This window comes from Ferrimonas sediminum (assembly GCF_900100175.1).
GTDB classification, from domain to species: Bacteria; Pseudomonadota; Gammaproteobacteria; order Enterobacterales; family Shewanellaceae; genus Ferrimonas; species Ferrimonas sediminum.
In genome coordinates this window covers 46,347-63,604 of the sequence record NZ_FNEM01000022.1, presented here as the reverse complement: position 1 = coordinate 63,604, position 17,258 = coordinate 46,347, and the positions used below count along the sequence as shown (strand labels likewise).

General features: G+C 57.6%; 20 protein-coding genes and 1 rRNA gene. 9 read left to right on the top strand and 12 right to left on the bottom strand.

Going from position 1 to position 17,258, the window contains the following annotated elements; all coding sequences use genetic code 11:
* Window positions 1–196: ribosomal RNA gene (locus BLT77_RS18230) — 16S ribosomal RNA — on the bottom strand; the annotation flags it as partial.
* A gap of 415 nt (window positions 197–611) precedes the next feature.
* Here BLT77_RS18230 and BLT77_RS18225 point away from each other — a divergent pair.
* Window positions 612–1,145, top strand: coding sequence for a gamma carbonic anhydrase family protein (locus BLT77_RS18225; RefSeq protein ID WP_090368063.1), 534 nt, complete (start codon window positions 612–614; stop codon window positions 1,143–1,145).
* Window positions 1,146–1,159: 14 nt separating this feature from the next.
* Here the strand turns inward: BLT77_RS18225 and BLT77_RS18220 are convergent, their stop codons facing one another.
* Both BLT77_RS18220 and aroE read right to left on the bottom strand, forming a co-directional pair.
* A complete protein-coding gene (locus tag BLT77_RS18220; protein ID WP_090368061.1) occupies window positions 1,160–1,435 on the bottom strand; it encodes a DUF1488 family protein in 276 nt (91 codons plus the stop codon).
* Window positions 1,432–2,253: a shikimate dehydrogenase gene (aroE, locus tag BLT77_RS18215; protein ID WP_090368059.1), complete on the bottom strand. Its 822-nt coding sequence runs from the start codon at window positions 2,251–2,253 to the stop codon at window positions 1,432–1,434. The genes BLT77_RS18220 and aroE overlap by 4 nt, the downstream gene beginning before the upstream one ends.
* 28 nt (window positions 2,254–2,281) lie before the next feature.
* Between aroE and BLT77_RS18210 the strand changes: the two genes are divergently transcribed.
* Window positions 2,282–2,716: a group II truncated hemoglobin gene (locus BLT77_RS18210; protein ID WP_090368057.1), complete on the top strand. Its 435-nt coding sequence runs from the start codon at window positions 2,282–2,284 to the stop codon at window positions 2,714–2,716.
* Here BLT77_RS18210 and hemF read toward each other — a convergent pair.
* From hemF to BLT77_RS18190, 4 genes are read right to left on the bottom strand one after another with little or no spacing between them, the layout of a single operon-like run.
* A complete protein-coding gene (hemF, locus tag BLT77_RS18205) occupies window positions 2,713–3,630 on the bottom strand; it encodes an oxygen-dependent coproporphyrinogen oxidase (protein WP_090368055.1) in 918 nt (305 codons plus the stop codon). The two genes, BLT77_RS18210 and hemF, sit on opposite strands and share 4 nt — an antisense overlap.
* Before the next feature lie 18 nt (window positions 3,631–3,648).
* Window positions 3,649–4,215: an L-threonylcarbamoyladenylate synthase type 1 TsaC gene (gene tsaC / locus BLT77_RS18200; RefSeq protein WP_090368054.1), complete on the bottom strand. Its 567-nt coding sequence runs from the start codon at window positions 4,213–4,215 to the stop codon at window positions 3,649–3,651.
* A gap of 5 nt (window positions 4,216–4,220) precedes the next feature.
* Window positions 4,221–4,727 (bottom strand): 5-(carboxyamino)imidazole ribonucleotide mutase, encoded by a 507-nt coding sequence (gene purE, locus BLT77_RS18195; protein WP_028113164.1) that lies wholly within the window; start codon window positions 4,725–4,727, stop codon window positions 4,221–4,223.
* A 53-nt stretch (window positions 4,728–4,780) separates the two neighbouring features.
* Window positions 4,781–5,341 carry a DNA topoisomerase family protein gene (locus tag BLT77_RS18190; protein ID WP_090368051.1) on the bottom strand — a complete coding sequence of 187 codons (561 nt, stop codon included), beginning with the start codon at window positions 5,339–5,341 and terminating at the stop codon, window positions 4,781–4,783.
* A gap of 146 nt (window positions 5,342–5,487) precedes the next feature.
* On the opposite strand from BLT77_RS18190, the gene BLT77_RS18185 reads away from it, so the two are divergent.
* Window positions 5,488–7,242: a collagenase gene (locus tag BLT77_RS18185; RefSeq protein ID WP_245709993.1), complete on the top strand. Its 1,755-nt coding sequence runs from the start codon at window positions 5,488–5,490 to the stop codon at window positions 7,240–7,242.
* Window positions 7,243–7,300: 58 nt separating this feature from the next.
* On the opposite strand, the gene BLT77_RS18180 is transcribed toward BLT77_RS18185, so the two are convergent.
* From BLT77_RS18180 to BLT77_RS18170, 3 genes are read right to left on the bottom strand one after another with little or no spacing between them, the layout of a single operon-like run.
* Window positions 7,301–7,774, bottom strand: a complete 474-nt coding sequence (locus BLT77_RS18180; protein ID WP_090368049.1) for a DUF494 family protein — start codon at window positions 7,772–7,774, stop codon at window positions 7,301–7,303.
* Window positions 7,775–7,777: 3 nt separating this feature from the next.
* Entirely contained in the window at window positions 7,778–8,854 is a 1,077-nt protein-coding gene (dprA, locus tag BLT77_RS18175; protein WP_090368046.1) for a DNA-processing protein DprA, read from the bottom strand.
* The gene (locus tag BLT77_RS18170) at window positions 8,835–9,821 is read right to left on the bottom strand and encodes a LysM peptidoglycan-binding domain-containing protein (protein WP_090368045.1); all 987 of its coding nucleotides are present in this window, start codon (window positions 9,819–9,821) and stop codon (window positions 8,835–8,837) included. The genes dprA and BLT77_RS18170 overlap by 20 nt, the downstream gene beginning before the upstream one ends.
* A gap of 134 nt (window positions 9,822–9,955) precedes the next feature.
* Between BLT77_RS18170 and def the strand changes: the two genes are divergently transcribed.
* Genes def through BLT77_RS18145 form a run of 5 tightly spaced genes read left to right on the top strand, consistent with a single transcriptional unit; the run spans window position 9,956 to window position 15,587 of the window.
* On the top strand, window positions 9,956–10,468 hold the full coding sequence (gene def / locus BLT77_RS18165; RefSeq protein ID WP_090368043.1) for a peptide deformylase: 513 nt from the start codon (window positions 9,956–9,958) through the stop codon (window positions 10,466–10,468).
* Between the two features lie 9 nt (window positions 10,469–10,477).
* Complete coding sequence (gene fmt / locus BLT77_RS18160; RefSeq protein WP_090368041.1) at window positions 10,478–11,422, top strand: methionyl-tRNA formyltransferase; 945 nt, start codon at window positions 10,478–10,480, stop codon at window positions 11,420–11,422.
* On the top strand, window positions 11,419–12,723 hold the full coding sequence (gene rsmB / locus BLT77_RS18155; RefSeq protein WP_090368039.1) for a 16S rRNA (cytosine(967)-C(5))-methyltransferase RsmB: 1,305 nt from the start codon (window positions 11,419–11,421) through the stop codon (window positions 12,721–12,723). The genes fmt and rsmB overlap by 4 nt, the downstream gene beginning before the upstream one ends.
* A 6-nt stretch (window positions 12,724–12,729) precedes the next feature.
* Window positions 12,730–14,130: a Trk system potassium transporter TrkA gene (gene trkA, locus BLT77_RS18150; RefSeq protein WP_090368037.1), complete on the top strand. Its 1,401-nt coding sequence runs from the start codon at window positions 12,730–12,732 to the stop codon at window positions 14,128–14,130.
* A 14-nt stretch (window positions 14,131–14,144) separates the two neighbouring features.
* Window positions 14,145–15,587: a TrkH family potassium uptake protein gene (locus tag BLT77_RS18145; RefSeq protein ID WP_090368035.1), complete on the top strand. Its 1,443-nt coding sequence runs from the start codon at window positions 14,145–14,147 to the stop codon at window positions 15,585–15,587.
* Window positions 15,588–15,652: 65 nt separating this feature from the next.
* Here BLT77_RS18145 and hemG (BLT77_RS18140) read toward each other — a convergent pair whose 3' ends face one another.
* A complete protein-coding gene (gene hemG, locus BLT77_RS18140; protein WP_090368033.1) occupies window positions 15,653–16,192 on the bottom strand; it encodes a menaquinone-dependent protoporphyrinogen IX dehydrogenase in 540 nt (179 codons plus the stop codon).
* A gap of 182 nt (window positions 16,193–16,374) precedes the next feature.
* Between hemG (BLT77_RS18140) and BLT77_RS18135 the strand changes: the two genes are divergently transcribed.
* Entirely contained in the window at window positions 16,375–16,689 is a 315-nt protein-coding gene (locus tag BLT77_RS18135) for an ArsR/SmtB family transcription factor (RefSeq protein ID WP_176819383.1), read from the top strand.
* A gap of 35 nt (window positions 16,690–16,724) precedes the next feature.
* Here the strand turns inward: BLT77_RS18135 and hemG (BLT77_RS18130) are convergent, their stop codons facing one another.
* On the bottom strand, window positions 16,725–17,249 hold the full coding sequence (gene hemG, locus BLT77_RS18130; RefSeq protein WP_176819382.1) for a menaquinone-dependent protoporphyrinogen IX dehydrogenase: 525 nt from the start codon (window positions 17,247–17,249) through the stop codon (window positions 16,725–16,727).
* Window positions 17,250–17,258: the final 9 nt, after the last annotated feature.

Here is a 17,258-nt window from a genome sequence, read left to right as displayed (position 1 = left end):
GGGCGTATGCGGTATTAGCCATCGTTTCCAATGGTTATCCCCCTCGACTGGGCAAATTCCTAAGCATTACTCACCCGTCCGCCGCTCGACGCCCGATAAATCATCCGAAGAATCTTTACCGTCGTTTCCGCTCGACTTGCATGTGTTAGGCCTGCCGCCAGCGTTCAATCTGAGCCATGATCAAACTCTTCAATTAAAAAGTTTTTTGGAGTCCGAAGATTTCGACTCAATGAATTACTGAATTAACTTGTTATAGTCACTCAGTGCAACATTGATATATGAGATATCAATCCTGCGCGAGTGCCCACACAGATTGTCTGACTAATTGTTAAAGAACAGCTACGAAATTTTCGTCCGTAGCGGGATGCGAATGATACGCTCCCCAGCGTTCAAGTCAAGTGATTTTTTCAAAACTAATTTGAGAAACTCGTTTTTGACTCAAACTCTTCAACCAAGCAATCGTTTTACGCCGTTTGCCGTGTCGATGGAGGCGCATTATAGGGAGTTAATTTGCTCTGACAAGGGCTAATATGGTGCTTTACTACTGTTTGTTCAGAAAACCGACTCGCGCAGTGATAAAGTAATCAATTTGGGCATTTAGGGAGCTAATCATGGCCATAAAACCGTTTTCCGGAATCACCCCCACCCTGGCCGATACCGCCTTTGTGGACCCCAGCGCCATTCTCTACGGCGACATCACTCTCTATGACGACGCCAGCATATGGCCTCTGGTCGCCGCCCGCGGCGATGTTAACCAAATCACCATTGGCGCCCGCAGCAACGTGCAGGATGGCAGCGTCCTGCATGTGACCCGGCGCAGTGACAGTAACCCCGACGGCTACCCGCTGATCATCGGGGAAGACGTCACCGTGGGGCACAAAGCCATGCTGCACGGCTGCATTATCCGCAACAGGGTGTTGGTGGGTATGGGGGCCATCGTTCTCGACGGTGCCGTCATCGAAGACGATGTCATTCTGGGAGCCGGCAGTTTGGTACCGCCAGGCAAAACCCTGCAGTCCGGCTATCTGTATGTGGGCAGCCCGGCAAAACAGGCTCGCCCTCTTAATGATAAGGAACTGGCGTTTCTGGCGGTTTCCGCGGCCAACTACGTGAAACTGAAGAACGAGTACCTGGGTCAGGCCTAGCTAATGACTCAGGCTCAGATGGCCGGGTGGTGCAACCAGATGCGCCCCTGGGCATCGAAGTTCTCCTCTTCGATAAGCGTTTCGGCTTCCTCTTCCAGATCAAATCTGAGTCGCTCAAACGCCTGAATCGCCTGCTCCTCATTGCCGATATCGGTATCACTCAAATGCGCCAGGGTTGGCAAGGCGATGAAGCAGCCAACCCGCTGGCCCGCAACCATGGCAGTAAACTCTATCCATTGCTGCGGCCAGTTGACCGACAGCTGGTCATTAAACAGGATTTGTTGATTCATGATGTTTGCCTCAATTGCTGCAACAACAACTCATGCACCGATGCGGGATCCGGTGTTTTCCCGGTCCAGAGCTCAAAACTGACGGCAGCCTGATTCACCAGCATCCCCAGCCCGGACAGTTGGCCCCTGGCTCCGGCTTGCTTGGCCCACTGTTGAAATACGGTGGGCTTATTACCGTATGCCATGTCGTAACACCAGCTGGTCGATTTCACCACCCGGGAATCGATCGGCGGCAGTGAGGCAGCCAGTGATGCCGAGGTGCCATTGATGATCACATCAAACTGTCCCTCTATGTCAGCATAGCCGCCCCCCTCGATCTGGCCCAGAGAATGGAATGCCTCGGCCAGAGACTCCGCTTTAGACGCGGTTCGATTGGCCACCACGACCCGACGAGGCGACGCCGCCAACAACTCTGGCAGGACGCCCCTGACTGCACCGCCGGCGCCCAAAACCAGAATGTCACTGTCTGTCAGGTCTATGCCGTGATGACACAGATCCCGCACCAGCCCTTCGCCATCGGTATTGTCTCCATAGAGCCGGCCGTCCTGCCAATACAGGGTATTGACGGCTCCGGCCAGACGGGCTCGGTCGCTCAACTGGTCACACAGACTCGCCGCCTGCTGCTTAAACGGCAGTGTCACATTGGCTCCCCTGCCGCCTTGCTGATGAAAGTGTGCCAGGGCCTGAGGAAATTGATCCAGGGGTGCTAGAATCGCCTCATAGCTGAGCGTCTGCTGAGTCTGGCGGGCAAACTCCCGATGGATCAGCGGCGACTTACTGTGATTGATGGGATGGCCGAATACGGCGTATCTGTCCATTGATGCTGTCATTGTAAAAGGAGATTCAATGCTATCTGTTATACGCCGCAAACTGGCTGCCAAGCAAGGAAATGCTCAAGATTCCAATGCCTATGTTGCCATCGGCGGCGAAGCGGCGATCCGCGCGCTGTCGATCCGTTTCTATCAGTTGATGGACACCGATCCAAAGTACCAGGCGTTGCGCCAACAGCACCCACAAGATTTGAGCGACAGCGCAGAGAAGCTGAGGATGTTTTTGTCAGGCTGGTTAGGTGGGCCGCCACTGTTTGAACAGGCGTATGGCCACCCGAGATTGCGGGCCAGGCATCTGAGCTTTAGGGTCGACCGTCAGCAACGGGATCAATGGCTGGATTGCATGCGACGGGCCCTGAATGACACGGTGTCACACAAGCAGGGCCGCCAGGCAATACTGAAAGCCCTAATCTCAATGGCCGACCACATGCGCAATGTGGAAGAGGATTAACCGAGCTCCGTCAGCCAGTCACGGGGCCGCAGGTAGTCAGTGTACAACCGGGCTTCCTCTGTTCCATTCTCGGGCGCATATTGGTACTGCCACCGCACCAAGGGTGGCATCGACATCAGAATCGACTCCGTTCGACCGCCGGACTGCAGCCCAAACAGGGTGCCGCGATCATACACCAGATTAAACTCCACATAACGGCCACGCCGATACAACTGAAACTGGCGCTGCTCCTCGGTATAAGGAGTGGCCTTGCGGCGCTCGACAATAGGGGCATAAGCAGGAATGAACCCTTCACCCACCGCACGCATAAAGGCAAAACTGTCCTCAAACCCCGGCTGGTTAAGGTCATCGAAGAATAACCCGCCCACCCCTCGAGTTTCATCGCGGTGTTTCAGGAAGAAGTAGCGATCGCACCAGGACTTGTAACGGGGGTATACCTCATCACCAAACGGTTGGCACAGCGCATGGGCCACCCGGTGCCAATGCAGCACATCCTCGTCATAGCCGTAATAGGGAGTAAGGTCAAAGCCCCCCCCAAACCACCAGATGGGGTCAGCCCCCTCTTTTTGAGCGATAAAGAAGCGAACGTTGGCATGGGAGGTAGGAACGTGCGGGTTTTTAGGGTGAATCACCAACGACACCCCCATGGCCTGAAAATGGCACCCCTCGAGCTCGGGTCGCTGCGCCGTCGCCGAGGCTGGCATCTTGTCGCCAAAGACATGGGAGAAGTTCACCCCGGCCTGCTCAAACACGGCTCCATCCGTCAGCACCCGGCTGCGACCGCCGCCGCCCTGGGGCCGCTGCCACTGATCCTGCTGAAAATGAGCACCGCCATCGGCGGCTTCCAAACTCTGGCAAATGCTGTCTTGCAGTGACAGCAGAAACTGTTTTACCTGTTCAATCCGTTGATCCATGAATCCCTCTTTTTGGCATCAAGTGCCGCGCAGTACCTCGCCACTGAGGGCGTCTCGAATGGTGGAGGGCGACAACGCCGCTCCCGTTGTGCTGTCTACAACCCCGTCCAACAGGCCCGCTAAACAAGATTGCACCTCCGACACACTGCGCCCCGGCTCTTGGCCGCTAAGGTTAGCACTGGTAGAGATGAGAGGTTTTCCGAATAAGCGCGCCAGTTGGGCTGCTTCGGGGTGAGCGGTAACCCGTACCGCTATGGAATCGAACTTGCCGGAGATCCAGTCTGGAACACCGGGTTTCGCTGGCACCACCCAGGTAAACGGGCCGGGCCAACTGTCAAACATTCGGCTCAGTTGCGCGGCAGACAGCGCCGACTCATCCACATAGGGACGCAACTGGTCAAAATCTGCGGCCAGCAGAATCAGGCCTTTCTCTACCGGCCGCTGTTTAATGGCCAGCAAACGCATTACCGCGTCTCGATTATCGGGATCGCACCCCAGGCCAAACACCGCTTCGGTGGCGTACGCGATGACGCCGCCATTACGCACCAATTCAGCCCCCTGGGCAAGGGTAACGCGTTTACTCATACCGCTTAGCGCCCCAGTTTTTCCTGCAGGGCAGCGTCTTTGGCCATCACCGCTTCGGCGTTCTTCTGACGATCCGCCTTCACACGCTCAGCCATCTCATCACTGGCGACCGCCAGCATCTGAGCCGCCAGGTAACCGGCGTTTTTGGCACCGGCCTTACCGATCGCTACAGTAGCAACCGGCACACCACCAGGCATCATCACGGTAGACAGCAATGCATCATGACCCTGCAACGGGCCCGCATCGATTGGCACACCAATAACCGGACGAGTGGTGATGCCGGCAACGGCACCAGCCAGGTGTGCTGCCAGACCGGCGGCACAGATGAAGACTTTACAGCCACGCTCTTCGGCACCGTGCACATAGGCATGGGTCGCTGCCGGAGTTCGGTGAGCCGAAGTCACCTTCACTTCAAAGGGAATATCAAAGCTGGACAGTACGTCCAGAGTGGATTGCATAACGGGCAGATCAGAATCCGATCCCATCAGCACTGCGACAAAGGGTGTAGTCATCGGGTACTTCCTTTTTATACCGTTTTATTATGGGTAGGGTACTTCGCGGGCGATTATATCGCTTCCCCCCGATATTTACAGGCTCGTTGTGGACAAATTAACCTCAATTCCCCCCGAATCCGTTTTTCGACCAGGATTTTCCAGCCACAATCCGGACACGTCTGGGCGTGAGGAGGCTCATTCACCACATACTTACATTTGGGGTAAGCGTTACAACCATAAAAGGTTTTTCCGGTTCGTCCGGAGCGTGCCACCAACTGGCCCTTACGACACTCCGGGCAGGCAATATCGGTTTCCGGCTCCTCCTCCCGCACAATAAAACTGCATTCAGGATAGCCGGTGCAGCCGATGTAGATGCCATAGCGCCCCGACTTCAGCGCCAGTGGCCGCTCACACTCGGGGCACAGTTGGTCCTCCATCACCTCGATGATGCCGACCTCCTGATGAGTCAGAGGGCGACTGTAGCTACAACCGGGGTAACTCTGACAACCGAGAAACTGTCCACGCTTGCCATGCAAGATGTGCAACTCGGAGCCACACAGGGGGCACACCTCGAACTCTCGCTCTAAAGCGTGCTCATGGGCATTGAATAAACCGGTATCAATTCTACTCACGTCACACTTTTCCGTACAAAAAATGAACAAAAATCGACAATGACTTTGTCATTGATATAGTACCAGTGCCCAAGCCGGGGGGCACGGAGTTTGCGATTCGGTGAACCACTCAGGATGTTGTATACAAAAATATACAGGAGCGACTGATGATGACACTCAGAACCCTAACTCTGAGCCTACTGACCCTGGCAACCCTCAGCGGTTGTGCCACCCAGGCCCCTACTCCGGCTTTGGTGGATCTGTCCCTGGCCAACAGAGGCAGTGCCGAGGTCATCAACGATCATCAGCTGGCCAGCTCCATCACCACCTTCTCGCAACTGGTTACCGAGCCAGAAAAGCACCACGATGCCTTGCTCAATCAGATGCAGTACCTGCGTGCCTACAGCTATTACGCCGACATCGACTTTATCGACCAGCCTCAATCCGATGCTTTGCACTCCGCCATGGAAACCCTGGGCCATAACCTCAACCGCAGTACACCGGCCCTGATTGAGCAATGGAGCGTACTGCTGTACCGCTATTACGCCCCAAACGGCCTCGGCCGCGATCTGGGTTCGCTGCCACAAAGCCAGATTCGGCTTCTGGCCGAGTTTGAACAGATCGGCAGCCGCTCCGTGGTACAAGACTACGCCTTATGGGAGTTGCTTCGCAGCGCCGGTCTGTTGCTGGATTCGGTTCGACGTGAATTCCCTGACAGCCCACTGAAACAAGCCCTGCTGGCCACCGGCCTGGATCAGGCGTTGTTGCAGTTTGCCGCCAGCGACGGCGCCCGGCGCCCCTCCGGCGACTGGCCGTTGAAAAATGCCTACTGGGCGCTGGCTCAGTGGCAACTGAATCAACCCGAGGCAAACTGGCCACAGCTGGAGCAGGCCGTTACCCAAATCGCCGTGTCCGACGTCAACCACCGCGGCGACGCCGGTAAAGACGCCTTTACCCTGGGCTTTCTGGTGAACGCTTTCTACGGAATGGAGGGCTGTACCGGCCAGTTTGCTGACCTGTGCCACCTGCCGGACGAATCTGAAATCCTGCCCATCGAGCACCAGTGCTCCGACAGCCTGTTCATCCGCACCCAGGATCTGACGCCACGGGAACTGGCCCAAACCTGCAATCGACTCACTTCTCAGGAATCCGAGTTTCATGAGCTGCTGGCCACCATGCGTGAGCCGGTACCCGGCGATCAGAACCAGGCCCTCAAAGTGGTGGTGTTTAAGAACTGGAGCCAATACAACGCTTACGGACAGCTGTTATACGATATCGGAACCGACAATGGCGGCATGTACATCGAGGGCAACTCCCAGATGCCCGGCAATCAGGCCACATTTTACGCCTATCGGGCCTGGTGGCTGACGTCCGAATTCAAGGTCTGGAATCTCAACCATGAATACGTTCACTACCTCGACGGGCGCTACGTAAAGTACGGCGACTTCGGTCACTTCGACAGCCAACAGGTGTGGTGGGCGGAAGGGATGGCAGAATACGTCTCCAAAGGCCACGATAACGACAAGGCGCTGACACTGGCCCGGGATTACGGCAGCGACAGCTGGCCCAGCCTGGAAGCCATCTTCAACGCCGAGTACCACGACGGCCTGGACATGACCTACCGCTGGAGCTACCTGGTGGTGCGTTACCTGTGTGAATACGACCGCGCCGGACTGCAACAGTTGGGCCAGGCGCTGAAAAGCGATGACTTTGACGGCTATCTACAGGGGTTAGCGGCTTTGGCGGCCAAGCACCAGGCGGCCTACAACCACTGGTTGCAAGCCCTAGTCGATGACCTGCCCCAGGAGACCCTCCCCGTGGGGACGATGGGGCCGACGCCCCGCAAACAGAATCGTTACGCCTATCGCGACTACCTTAAGCCCGAGCATCTGGCGTTGGGCGACAGCCGCCTGCACATCTAACCGGCATGAAAAAGGGCAGCCTCGGCTGCCCTTCTCGAGTAACGCTAATAAAAGGCGGTCAGTGAATCAGACCATCCGGTTGCTCAAACACCAGATCTTCCATCTGCCGGTAGGCATCGTCATTGCCCGGGGCATTGAACAACACCATCAACACCACCCACTTCAGGTCATCCAGGCTCAGTGGCTCCCCTTCGAGCTCCATCACTCGATCGATGACCATCTCCCGGGTCTCACCGCTGAGCACCTGCACCTGCTCCAGGAACAACAGGAACCCGCGACAGCCGGTATCCAGTTGCCGCTGCTCGGCGTCGGTGTAAACTCGCACACTGCGCACCGGGGTGGTGTACAGGTAGGGCTTGTCAGCACCGTCCTGCAGATCCGCCAGCTTCTCAATCCACACCAGGGCCTTGCCAATCTCCTCGGTTCTGAAGCCCGCTCTGCTTAGCTCCTCTGTTAACTCTTCACGATCCAATAACAGCTCAACATCGCTTTGGACATAGGTCTCAAATAGGTACATCAGTATGTCAAACATGCGTTACCCTCCCCTAAGTCGGATGTAACCGCCGGACACTTGCGCTATCCGACCTTCTAACTCCAGCATTAACAGCTGTTCAAGCACAATATCTACTGGTAAATCGCTCCGAGCAACCACAACATCTACCGGAGTGGCCTCATAACCCACACTATCCAACAACTTCGGCAAAGGCAACTCGGAAACCGCCTTCGCCTCGGGCTTGGCCAGGCGTATCGCCCCCATGGGCAGCAACTCTTCATAGATATCGACCGGATCAACCGCCAGTTTGGCACCCTGCTTTATCAAAAAATGACACCCTTCGCAGCCTGGGTTGTCGACCGATCCCGGTACCGCGAAGACCTCCCGCCCCTGTTCAGCGGCGATTCTGGCGGTGATCAGCGACCCTGATTTGATGCCCGCCTCCATCACCACGGTGCCATAACTGAGGCCACTGACCACACGATTGCGCTGCGGAAAAAACTCCCGCCGGGGACGCTGCCAGGGCAAGAACGACGACACCATGGCTCCCTGATGGCGAATCTGTTCGGCCAATGCAATATGAATACGGGGGTAGCAGTGATTCAGACCAGATCCCACCACCGCCACCGTGAGCCCGCCCCGCAAGGCGCCCCGATGTGCCTGCGCATCCACACCTTCCGCCAGGCCGCTGACGATCACCCACCCCAGCGAGGCCAGCTGATCCGCCCATTGTGCCGTGCGCTCTCTGGCCGCCACCGTCGCCCGACGACTGCCCACCATCGCCAGTGCCGGTCCCTGCAATGCCGCCACCCGCCCCTGGACAAACAGCATCAAAGGCGGATCGGCAATCTGCCTCAACGCTTGAGGGTAATCCGGATGATCCAGGGTCACTATCTGTTGCCCAGGTTGTTCTGCCCACGCCAGTAAGGCATCGATCCTGGCCATATCCGGGTACGCAAGCCATTGGGCTGTGGCGGGGCTGACCCCGGGCAGATCCCCGGCCAGCGCCCATTGGCGCAATACCGATGGCGATGCCAGCTGCAGCAACGACAGCGCCTTCATTAACCCCAGTCGCGGCGCCATCATCAGCGCCGCCCAATCAGTCAGAGTGCCTGGCATAACCGGACTCCGGCGGTGGCGGTAACAGCCAGTCGGCCAGTCGAAGTGGGTGCCGGGCCGATGTCACTACCGCCAGACTCACCCGCTCAAAGCACTGAGCCACCACCACCCTACCCCGATACACCATGGCCGTTTGCTGGCCCGGAATCGGACGGCGGTGATAAGCAAACAGCACCTGGCCAGGCCGAACCCCGTCCTGGGTTCCCTTGTTGAGGTAGAGCAACTCTCCGGGCCCCACCTCCCGCATCTGCTGCGGGCTGGCCATAATCTGAGCCTCCAGCGTCGTTGGCGCCGCATCAAGGTGGAAAAACAGAGGCGCCTCCAACTGGGTGTTCAGCGCAAGCAGTGGCGCCTGAAGGGCGGTTTCGAGCCGACTGTGGGTCAGGGTCACCCCCAGACCGTCAGCTTGGGCCACACCTGAGGCCGCCAGCACCAGCTCGGTGCCCAATACCTCCCCGGACTGTGGATCCCGCAGAGGCTGCCTCTGCAGATAGACCCCATAACTTTGCCCGGCCACCAGGGGGCCAGAGCTGTACAGCGTGTCTCCCTGGACATGGCGCAACGCCTCACGGCTGGCACCCACCACCCGGCTGTGGTGGGCCAGCGACGCGGCATCGACGACTGTGACCCGTTGCATAAATGGCCGTAACCGGGAAAAAGGGAGCAGTTCAATGGGGTGAGGCTGCAACGACCGCCCCCTGCTCAGACTCAGCCGGGGCTGGCCATTGACCAGCGTCATGGTCAGCCGATCTCCGGGGTAGATCAGGTGGGGATTGGCGATAGCGGGGTTGATTTGCCATAACTGCGGCCACCGCCAGGAATCCTCCAGATAGAGGCCGGCAATGTCCCACAGGGTATCCCCCCGCATAACGGTGTAACTCTTTGGAGAGTCGGAGCGTAAAAAAAGCTCCTGAGAACAGCCAGGTGGCGAGAACAACAACAGCAACATCAGCAGCAATTGGGGCATCGAACATCCTTGTCGATCATTAACCACTCGGACTGTGCCTGTTAAAGGCGCCGCCAAACAGTTAAAATTAGGCCAATGACAACCTAAATATAGACAGGTTGAGTGTTTTTACGATTTTGAAGATGAGATAAACCATGGCCATTATGGAAGTCCTGCGTTTCCCAGACGAGCGCCTGCGCACCGTTGCCAAACCGGTAACCGAATTTGATGACAACCTGCAGCAACTGATCGATGACATGCTGGACACCATGTATGAAGAGAAAGGCATTGGCCTGGCCGCCACTCAGGTGGACCGCCACGTTCAGGTGATCGTGATGGATCATTCCGAAGACAAATCCAGGCCGGTGGTCTTCATCAACCCGACCCTGTCCAACCAACAAGGCAACTTCAGCAATGAAGAGGGTTGCCTGTCGGTACCCGGCATCTATGCCAAAGTGGATCGCCATGAAACCGTGACCATTACCGCTCAGGATCGTAACGGCGACACCTTTACCCAGGACGCCGAAGAGCTGTTGTCCATCTGCATTCAGCATGAAATGGATCACCTGGCAGGCAAGTTGTTTGTCGATTATCTGTCGCCACTGAAGCGCCAGCGCATTCGTCAGAAGCTGGAAAAGCAGGCGCGCCTCGACGCCAAACACGCCTAGGAGAAGGCCTTGACCCCATTAAAAATTGTTTTTGCCGGTACTCCGGATTTTGCCGCTCGCCATCTGCAAGCCCTGATTGACAGTGATCATCAACTGGTGGCCGTCTATTCCCAGCCGGATCGCCCGGCAGGCCGCGGCAAAAAACTCACCGCCAGCCCGGTAAAGACATTGGCCCTGAGCCACGACATTCCGGTACTGCAGCCTAAGTCTCTGCGCCAACCAGAAGCTCAGCAGCAACTGGCCGGGCTGGATTTTGACATCATGGTCGTGGTCGCCTACGGGCTGATCCTGCCCAAGGTAGTGCTGGACACCCCAAGACTGGGCTGCATCAATGTCCACGGCAGCCTGCTGCCGCGCTGGCGGGGCGCCGCCCCGATTCAGCGTTCCATCTGGGCTGGCGACCAGCACACCGGTGTCACCATCATGCAGATGGATGAAGGTCTGGACACCGGCGCCATGCTGCATAAGGTGGAGTTGGCCATCGACGCCGACGACACCTCCGCCCGTCTGTACGACAAACTGGCCGAGCTGGGCCCACGCGGACTGCTGCAGGCACTGGAGAGCATCGCCACCGGTACCGCCCATGCCGAGGTTCAGGACGACACTCAGGCCAACTACGCCGATAAGCTGTCCAAGGAGGAGGCCCGCATCGACTGGAGCCAGCCCGCTGCATTTATTGAACGCTGCGTCCGCGCTTTTAACCCTTGGCCAATCAGCCATTTTGAGGCCGCCGGGCACAGCATCAAACTGTGGCAATCCTCGGTGAGCCGCTACGACGGCGACGCCGCTCCCGGCACTGTCCTGCAGGCCGACAAGCAGGGACTGGTTATCGCCTGTGGCGACCAGGCACTGAAACTGGACACCATTCAGATCCCGGGCAAGAAGGCGATGTCCGCCACCGAGGTTCTGAACGCCCGCAAAGAGTGGTTCGACACAGGGTCACAACTGCAATGAGTAAACGCAACGTCCGCGCCCAGGCCGCCTGGGTCATCGAGCAGGTCATCGATAAGGGCCAGTCTCTGGCCACCTGCCTGCCTCAGGCCCAGAGCCTGCTGAGCAACCCCAAGGACAAGGGACTTCTGGCGGAGATCTGCTATGGGGTCATGCGCCAACTGCCGGTGCTCGACAGCCAGGTACTCAACTGCCTTGAGAAACCCCTGAAGGGCAAAAAGCGCATCATTCACTGCCTGCTGCTGGCCGGGTTGTACCAGCTCAAGCACATGCGCGTAAAACAGCATGCGGCCGTGACCGAAACCGTCGAGGCCACCCGCCAGCTTAAAGCCTCCGGCATGTCAGGGCTGGTGAACGGCATCATGCGTCGCTTCTGTCGTGAGCTGGACAGCCTGCTGGCGGCGCAGTTTGAGGACGACGCCCGCACGCACCTGCACTCCCGCTGGTTCATCGAACGGGTAAAAGCCGCCTACCCGCATCAGTGGCAACAGATTCTGCACGCCAACAACCAGCATCCGCCATTATGGCTGCGCAACAACGTCCGTCACCAAAGCCGGGAGGCCTACCTGGCACAACTGGCAGAGCAAGGCATCGACGCCGTTGCCGGTGACAGTGACAACGCCCTGCGCCTGCTCAAGGCCACCGACGTCACCAAGCTTCCCGGCTTTGCCGAGGGGGGCCTGTCGGTGCAGGACCAGTCGGCCCAGTGGGCCGCTTACCTGCTGGATCCCCAACCCGGCGAGCGCATTCTGGATGCCTGCGCCGCCCCGGGAGGCAAAACCTGCCACCTGCAGGAGCGCCAGCCCGAACTGCAACACCTGGTGGCACTGGACATCGATGACCGCCGCCTGGCCCGGGTCCAGCAAAACCTGGATCGCCTCGGCCAGCAGGCCCAGTTGGTGGCTGGCGATGCCGCCGATCCGCAATCCTGGTGGGACGGAGTACCCTTTGACCGCATCCTGCTGGATGCCCCCTGCTCCGCCACCGGCGTCATTCGCCGCAACCCGGACAGCAAGTGGCTGCGTCGCAATGACGACATCGACACTCTGGCGCAACTGCAGCAGCGTATTCTGCATGCCAACTGGAAAATGCTGAAACCGGGGGGCACCCTGGTGTACGCCACCTGCTCGATACTTCCAGAAGAAAATGTGAACCAGATCAAGACATTTCTTCAGCAGGTACCGGATGCTATGCTGCTTAACATCAATCCGGACGACTCACAGGAAAAACCGGGCTGGCAGTTACTGCCACAGGTGGAAGGCGGTGACGGCTTTTACTACGCCAGGTTGAAGAAAAGACAATAAGTTGCGATGAAAATCATCATTCTCGGAGCCGGCCAGGTCGGCGGCACGCTGGCAGAGAACCTGGTCGGCGAAAATAACGACATCACCATTGTCGACAACCATCAGGACACCCTGCGCAGCCTGCAGGACAAGTATGACCTGAGGGTGGTACACGGCCATGCGGCCCACCCTGGGGTGTTGCAGGAAGCCGGCGCCGAAGACGCCGACATGCTGATCGCGGTCACCAACTCAGATGAAACCAACATGGTGGCCTGCCATCTGGCGTACACCCTGTATGGCACCCCCACCAAAATTGCCCGTATCCGTTCCGAGCAATTTATGGCCCGCCGGGATGTGCTGTTTCAGAGTGGCGGCCACAACAGTGACTGCCGCGGCCGGTTTTTTATCGATGAGTTGATCGCGCCGGAGCAGCTGGTTACCCACTACATTCGACGGCTGATCGAATACCCCGGCGCCCTCAAGGTGGTGGAATTTGCCGAAGGCCGGGTCAGCCTGGTGGCGGTGAAAGCCTATTATGGTGGCCCCCTGGTAGGTAACGCCCTGTCGGCACTGCGGGAGCACATGCCCAATATCGATACCCGGGTGGCTGCCATCTTCCGTCAGGGGCGGCCAATTCTGCCCCGGGGAACCACGGTGATCGAAGCCGATGACGAGGTGTTCTTCGTTGCCGACTCCAAACACATTCGCGCGGTGATGAGTGAGATGCAGGAGTTGGAGTCCAACTACCGCCACATCATGATCGCTGGCGGCGGCAACATCGGTTTTGGCCTGGCCAAGGCACTGGAGCCCTACCACGACGTTAAGCTGATCGAACGCAACCCCCAGCGGGCGGCGGCCCTGTCCGAGTGGCTGGATTCCACCACGGTGTTCCACGGTGACGCCTCGGATCAAGAGCTGCTCAATGAGGAGCAGATCAACCAGACCGATGTCTTTATCGCGGTCACCAACGATGACGAAGCCAACATCATGTCGGCACTGCTGGCCAAGCGCCTGGGAGCCAAGAAGGTGATGGTGCTGATTCAGCGCGAGGCGTACGTCGATCTGGTCAAAGACGCCAACATCGACATCGCCATCTCGCCACAGCAGGCCACCATCTCATCGCTGCTTACCCACGTACGTCAGGGCGACATCACCAACGTGTACTCATTGCGTGACGGGGCCACCGAGGCCATCGAAGCGGTTGCCCATGGCGATGAAACGACCTCCAAGGTGGTGGGCAAGCAGATTCAGGACATTCGCCTGCCGCCCGGAACCACCATCGGTGCCGTGGTACGTAAAGATCAGGTGTTGATTGCCCACGACCGCACCGTTATCGAAGCCGACGACCATGTGATCATGTTCCTGGTGGACAAGAAGTACATTACCGAGGTCGAAAAGCTGTTCCAGCCCAGTGCGCTGTTTATCTAGCCCCAGTTACCATCATGATTAATATCAGGCCACTCTCTTTCCTGTTGGGGCTGTTTCTGGCGGTCGTCGCCGGATTGATGCTGATCCCCGCGGGGGTCTCCCTGTACCACGCCGAAGGACTGGCCGGAGAATTTTTCAAATCGTCGATGATCACCTTTATCGCCGCCATGATGGCGGCGAGCACCGGGTTTCGCAGTCGATTAACCCTCAGCACCCGGGACCTGTATCTGTTTACCACCCTCACCTGGGTGGTGGTATCGCTGTTTGCGGCACTGCCGTTTACCTTCTATCACCACATCAGCTATACCGATGCCTTCTTTGAAACCATGTCCGGCATCACCACCACAGGATCAACGGTACTGTCGGGACTGGACGACACCGCCTGGTCGATACTGATCTGGCGTTCGCTGCTGCAGTGGCTCGGCGGCATCGGCTTCATCGTTATGGGGGTGGCCATCTTCCCCATGCTCAACGTCGGTGGCATGCGCCTGTTCCGCACCGAGTCATCGGACTGGTCTGATAAATGGATGCCGCGTACCCAGCTTATTGGTCGCAGTCTGGTTAAGGTGTACCTGCTACTGACGGTCCTGTGCTGCCTCGGCTATCTGGCGGCAGGTATGACGCCGTTCGAAGCCATCAACCACGCCATGACCACCCTGTCTACCGGTGGCTACTCCACCACCGACAGCTCCATGACCCATTTCAGTAGCCTGGCCCACTGGAATGGCAGCTTGTTTATGTTTCTCGGCGGACTGCCGATGCTGATCTTCGTCCAGATGATGCACATGCGCTCGGTGCGGGTATGGAATGACCAGCAGGTGAAAGGCTACCTGGCCTTTGTCATCGCTGCGTCACTGACGCTGGGGTGGTGGCTGAGCCGGGAGCAGCAGATGGAGTTCTTTCCGGCACTGACCCTGGCCACCTTCAACCTGATCTCGGTGGTGACCACCACCGGCTTTGCCTCCACCGACTACAGCGCCTGGGGCCCGGCCGCCAGCATCATATTCTTCTTCCTGATGTTTGTCGGCGCCTGCTCCGGCTCCACCTCCGGCGCCATCAAGATATTCCGCTTTCAGTTGGCCGGCGCCGTGCTACACAAGGCCCTCAGACAACAGATTCACCCGTCGGCCCAGTTTCCACAGCGCTACAACCGGCGCACCATCAGTGAGGACATCGTGCGCTCTCTAGTGAGTTTCAGCATGCTGTTTATCGCCACCATCGTGCTGCTGGCGCTGTTTTTGGTGTTGGTCGGGGTGGATCCCGTCTCCAGCCTCACCGGCGCGGTCACTGCAGTAACCAATGTGGGGCCGGGACTGGGAGAGGTGATCGGGCCGGCAGGAAACTTTGCCAGCCTGCCGGACGCGGCCAAGTGGGCACTCAGCCTGGGCATGTTACTGGGCCGGCTGGAGATCATTACCGTGGCGGTACTGCTCCTGCCGACCTTCTGGCGCTACTAGGGAGTGTTGGCCATTGGGGATTTTTTTGCGCTAATCTCTGCCAAAGGTCAATCGCCCCAAGGGGCTCACTTCGCCAGGGTGATTAAGTGACGGCCGTAAGCCTTCACGTCCTCCCAGTCGGTGTAATCGATAACCGAATTCTTATCCGTGGGGCCGTTGGTCATCTTCATGATCATCTGAATCGCCAGGGTGTCTAGCCAGCCCCAGGCGGGGTAATTCACCTTGCCGGCAATCACCTTCATGTCTTTGGGCTTCCAGGGAGACAGTTCCAGGAACTTCTGCATGTAGCGGTTGCCTTCCACCGTGGCCTTCTCCGGTGTGCGCGCCACCACCGACAGGTTGAAGAAGCTGTTGGGCTTAGCCTCAATCTGAGTCGCATGATCATCGATAAACTTGAAGAAGCCTTTGTCATAGGTTCCGTACAATACCGGCGCCCCCAGGGCAACCAGGTCGTATCTGTCCCAATCCACCGATTCATGAACCGCTTCGTTGATGTCCATCATGTCGCACTCGTGGCCTTCGGCCCGCACGGATTCCATGATCACCCGTGCCACTCGGGCGGTATGGCCCCCTCGACTCATATACAGAACAAGTAAGCGTTTCACAAAACCTCCAGAAAATTCAGTATCACCTCATAATATGGGGCAATTCATGCCGTTAGGTATGGCAAAAGATCACATTTTTACTAGCAAAATAGTCAGATTACTTCAGAATCGGGATCTCGCACCGCTTAACAAAACGACGTAATGGGCTTAATATTAGTTATTGCTAAATTCTGAGGAACACTATGGCACTCACAATCGACCTGGAAACCATGACAGGAAATGCTCAGCAAGCGTCGAAATTGCTAAAGACCATCGCCAACCCCCATCGGTTGATGCTGTTGTGCCTGATTGGCAAGCAGGAGCTAACCGTCGGTGAGCTTAACGAACAGGTTCCATTAAGCCAGTCGGCGCTGTCCCAGCACCTTGCAGTACTGCGCAACGAAGGTCTGGTCTCGACCCGCAAAGAGGCGCAACAAGTTTGGTATCAACTGGACAGTCCGGAAGTCGAAGCCGTCATTAATCTGCTTTACGATCTGTACTGCGGCAAAGGCCAGTAATCCCTTCTATACAGGCAGGAAGCCCTTAGACACCCCTATTCGCTGCTCAGTCGATCGGCGAAGGCTTCGACACGCCCCCAGTCGGTGTATTCCATTACCGTATCCGCAGCCGTCGGCCCCTTGGTCATCCACATAATAAAACGAATAATATTGCGGTCCCAAAAGCTCAACGACGGGTAGTTAATGGCGCCGGCAAACACATCCAACAACTGAGGTTTCCAGCTAACCTGCTTCAGGAACTTGGCCACGTACATATTGGTCTCGGCGGTGTTTTTAAGCGGCTTTCTGGCCACCAGGTTCACCGAAAAGAAAGCGCTGCGCTTGCGGCTCAGCAAGCCCAGATGCTGTTCCACAAACTGGATTACCGCCGGCCGGTACTTGCCGTAACGAATACTGGCACCAATGACCACGGTATCGAAACTGTTAAGATCCAGGTTCGGGGTCTCGATATCGGCCACCTGCACCTGGTTTTCCGTTGCCTGCAGCCTCGCTTGCAATCGCTGCGCGATTTTTCGGGTTTGGCCATCTACAGTGGAGTACAGCACCACAATCCGTCTCACAGTCTTGTC

What these genes read in the sequence shown, in the direction of transcription:
- rsmB (WP_090368039.1), top strand. Translation starts at nt 11,419, where the DNA reads ATGAGTAAACGCAACGTCCGCGCCCAGGCCGCCTGGGTCATCGAGCAG.
- BLT77_RS18135 (WP_176819383.1), top strand. Translation starts at nt 16,375, where the DNA reads ATGGCACTCACAATCGACCTGGAAACCATGACAGGAAATGCTCAGCAA.
- BLT77_RS18170 (WP_090368045.1), bottom strand. Translation starts at nt 9,821, where the DNA reads ATGCCCCAATTGCTGCTGATGTTGCTGTTGTTGTTCTCGCCACCTGGC.
- BLT77_RS18185 (WP_245709993.1), top strand. Translation starts at nt 5,488, where the DNA reads ATGATGACACTCAGAACCCTAACTCTGAGCCTACTGACCCTGGCAACC.
- aroE (WP_090368059.1), bottom strand. Translation starts at nt 2,253, where the DNA reads ATGGACAGATACGCCGTATTCGGCCATCCCATCAATCACAGTAAGTCG.
- tsaC (WP_090368054.1), bottom strand. Translation starts at nt 4,215, where the DNA reads ATGAGTAAACGCGTTACCCTTGCCCAGGGGGCTGAATTGGTGCGTAAT.
- BLT77_RS18210 (WP_090368057.1), top strand. Translation starts at nt 2,282, where the DNA reads ATGCTATCTGTTATACGCCGCAAACTGGCTGCCAAGCAAGGAAATGCT.
- BLT77_RS18145 (WP_090368035.1), top strand. Translation starts at nt 14,145, where the DNA reads ATGATTAATATCAGGCCACTCTCTTTCCTGTTGGGGCTGTTTCTGGCG.
- BLT77_RS18220 (WP_090368061.1), bottom strand. Translation starts at nt 1,435, where the DNA reads ATGAATCAACAAATCCTGTTTAATGACCAGCTGTCGGTCAACTGGCCG.
- purE (WP_028113164.1), bottom strand. Translation starts at nt 4,727, where the DNA reads ATGACTACACCCTTTGTCGCAGTGCTGATGGGATCGGATTCTGATCTG.
- hemF (WP_090368055.1), bottom strand. Translation starts at nt 3,630, where the DNA reads ATGGATCAACGGATTGAACAGGTAAAACAGTTTCTGCTGTCACTGCAA.
- trkA (WP_090368037.1), top strand. Translation starts at nt 12,730, where the DNA reads ATGAAAATCATCATTCTCGGAGCCGGCCAGGTCGGCGGCACGCTGGCA.
- BLT77_RS18180 (WP_090368049.1), bottom strand. Translation starts at nt 7,774, where the DNA reads ATGTTTGACATACTGATGTACCTATTTGAGACCTATGTCCAAAGCGAT.
- dprA (WP_090368046.1), bottom strand. Translation starts at nt 8,854, where the DNA reads ATGCCAGGCACTCTGACTGATTGGGCGGCGCTGATGATGGCGCCGCGA.
- BLT77_RS18225 (WP_090368063.1), top strand. Translation starts at nt 612, where the DNA reads ATGGCCATAAAACCGTTTTCCGGAATCACCCCCACCCTGGCCGATACC.
- def (WP_090368043.1), top strand. Translation starts at nt 9,956, where the DNA reads ATGGCCATTATGGAAGTCCTGCGTTTCCCAGACGAGCGCCTGCGCACC.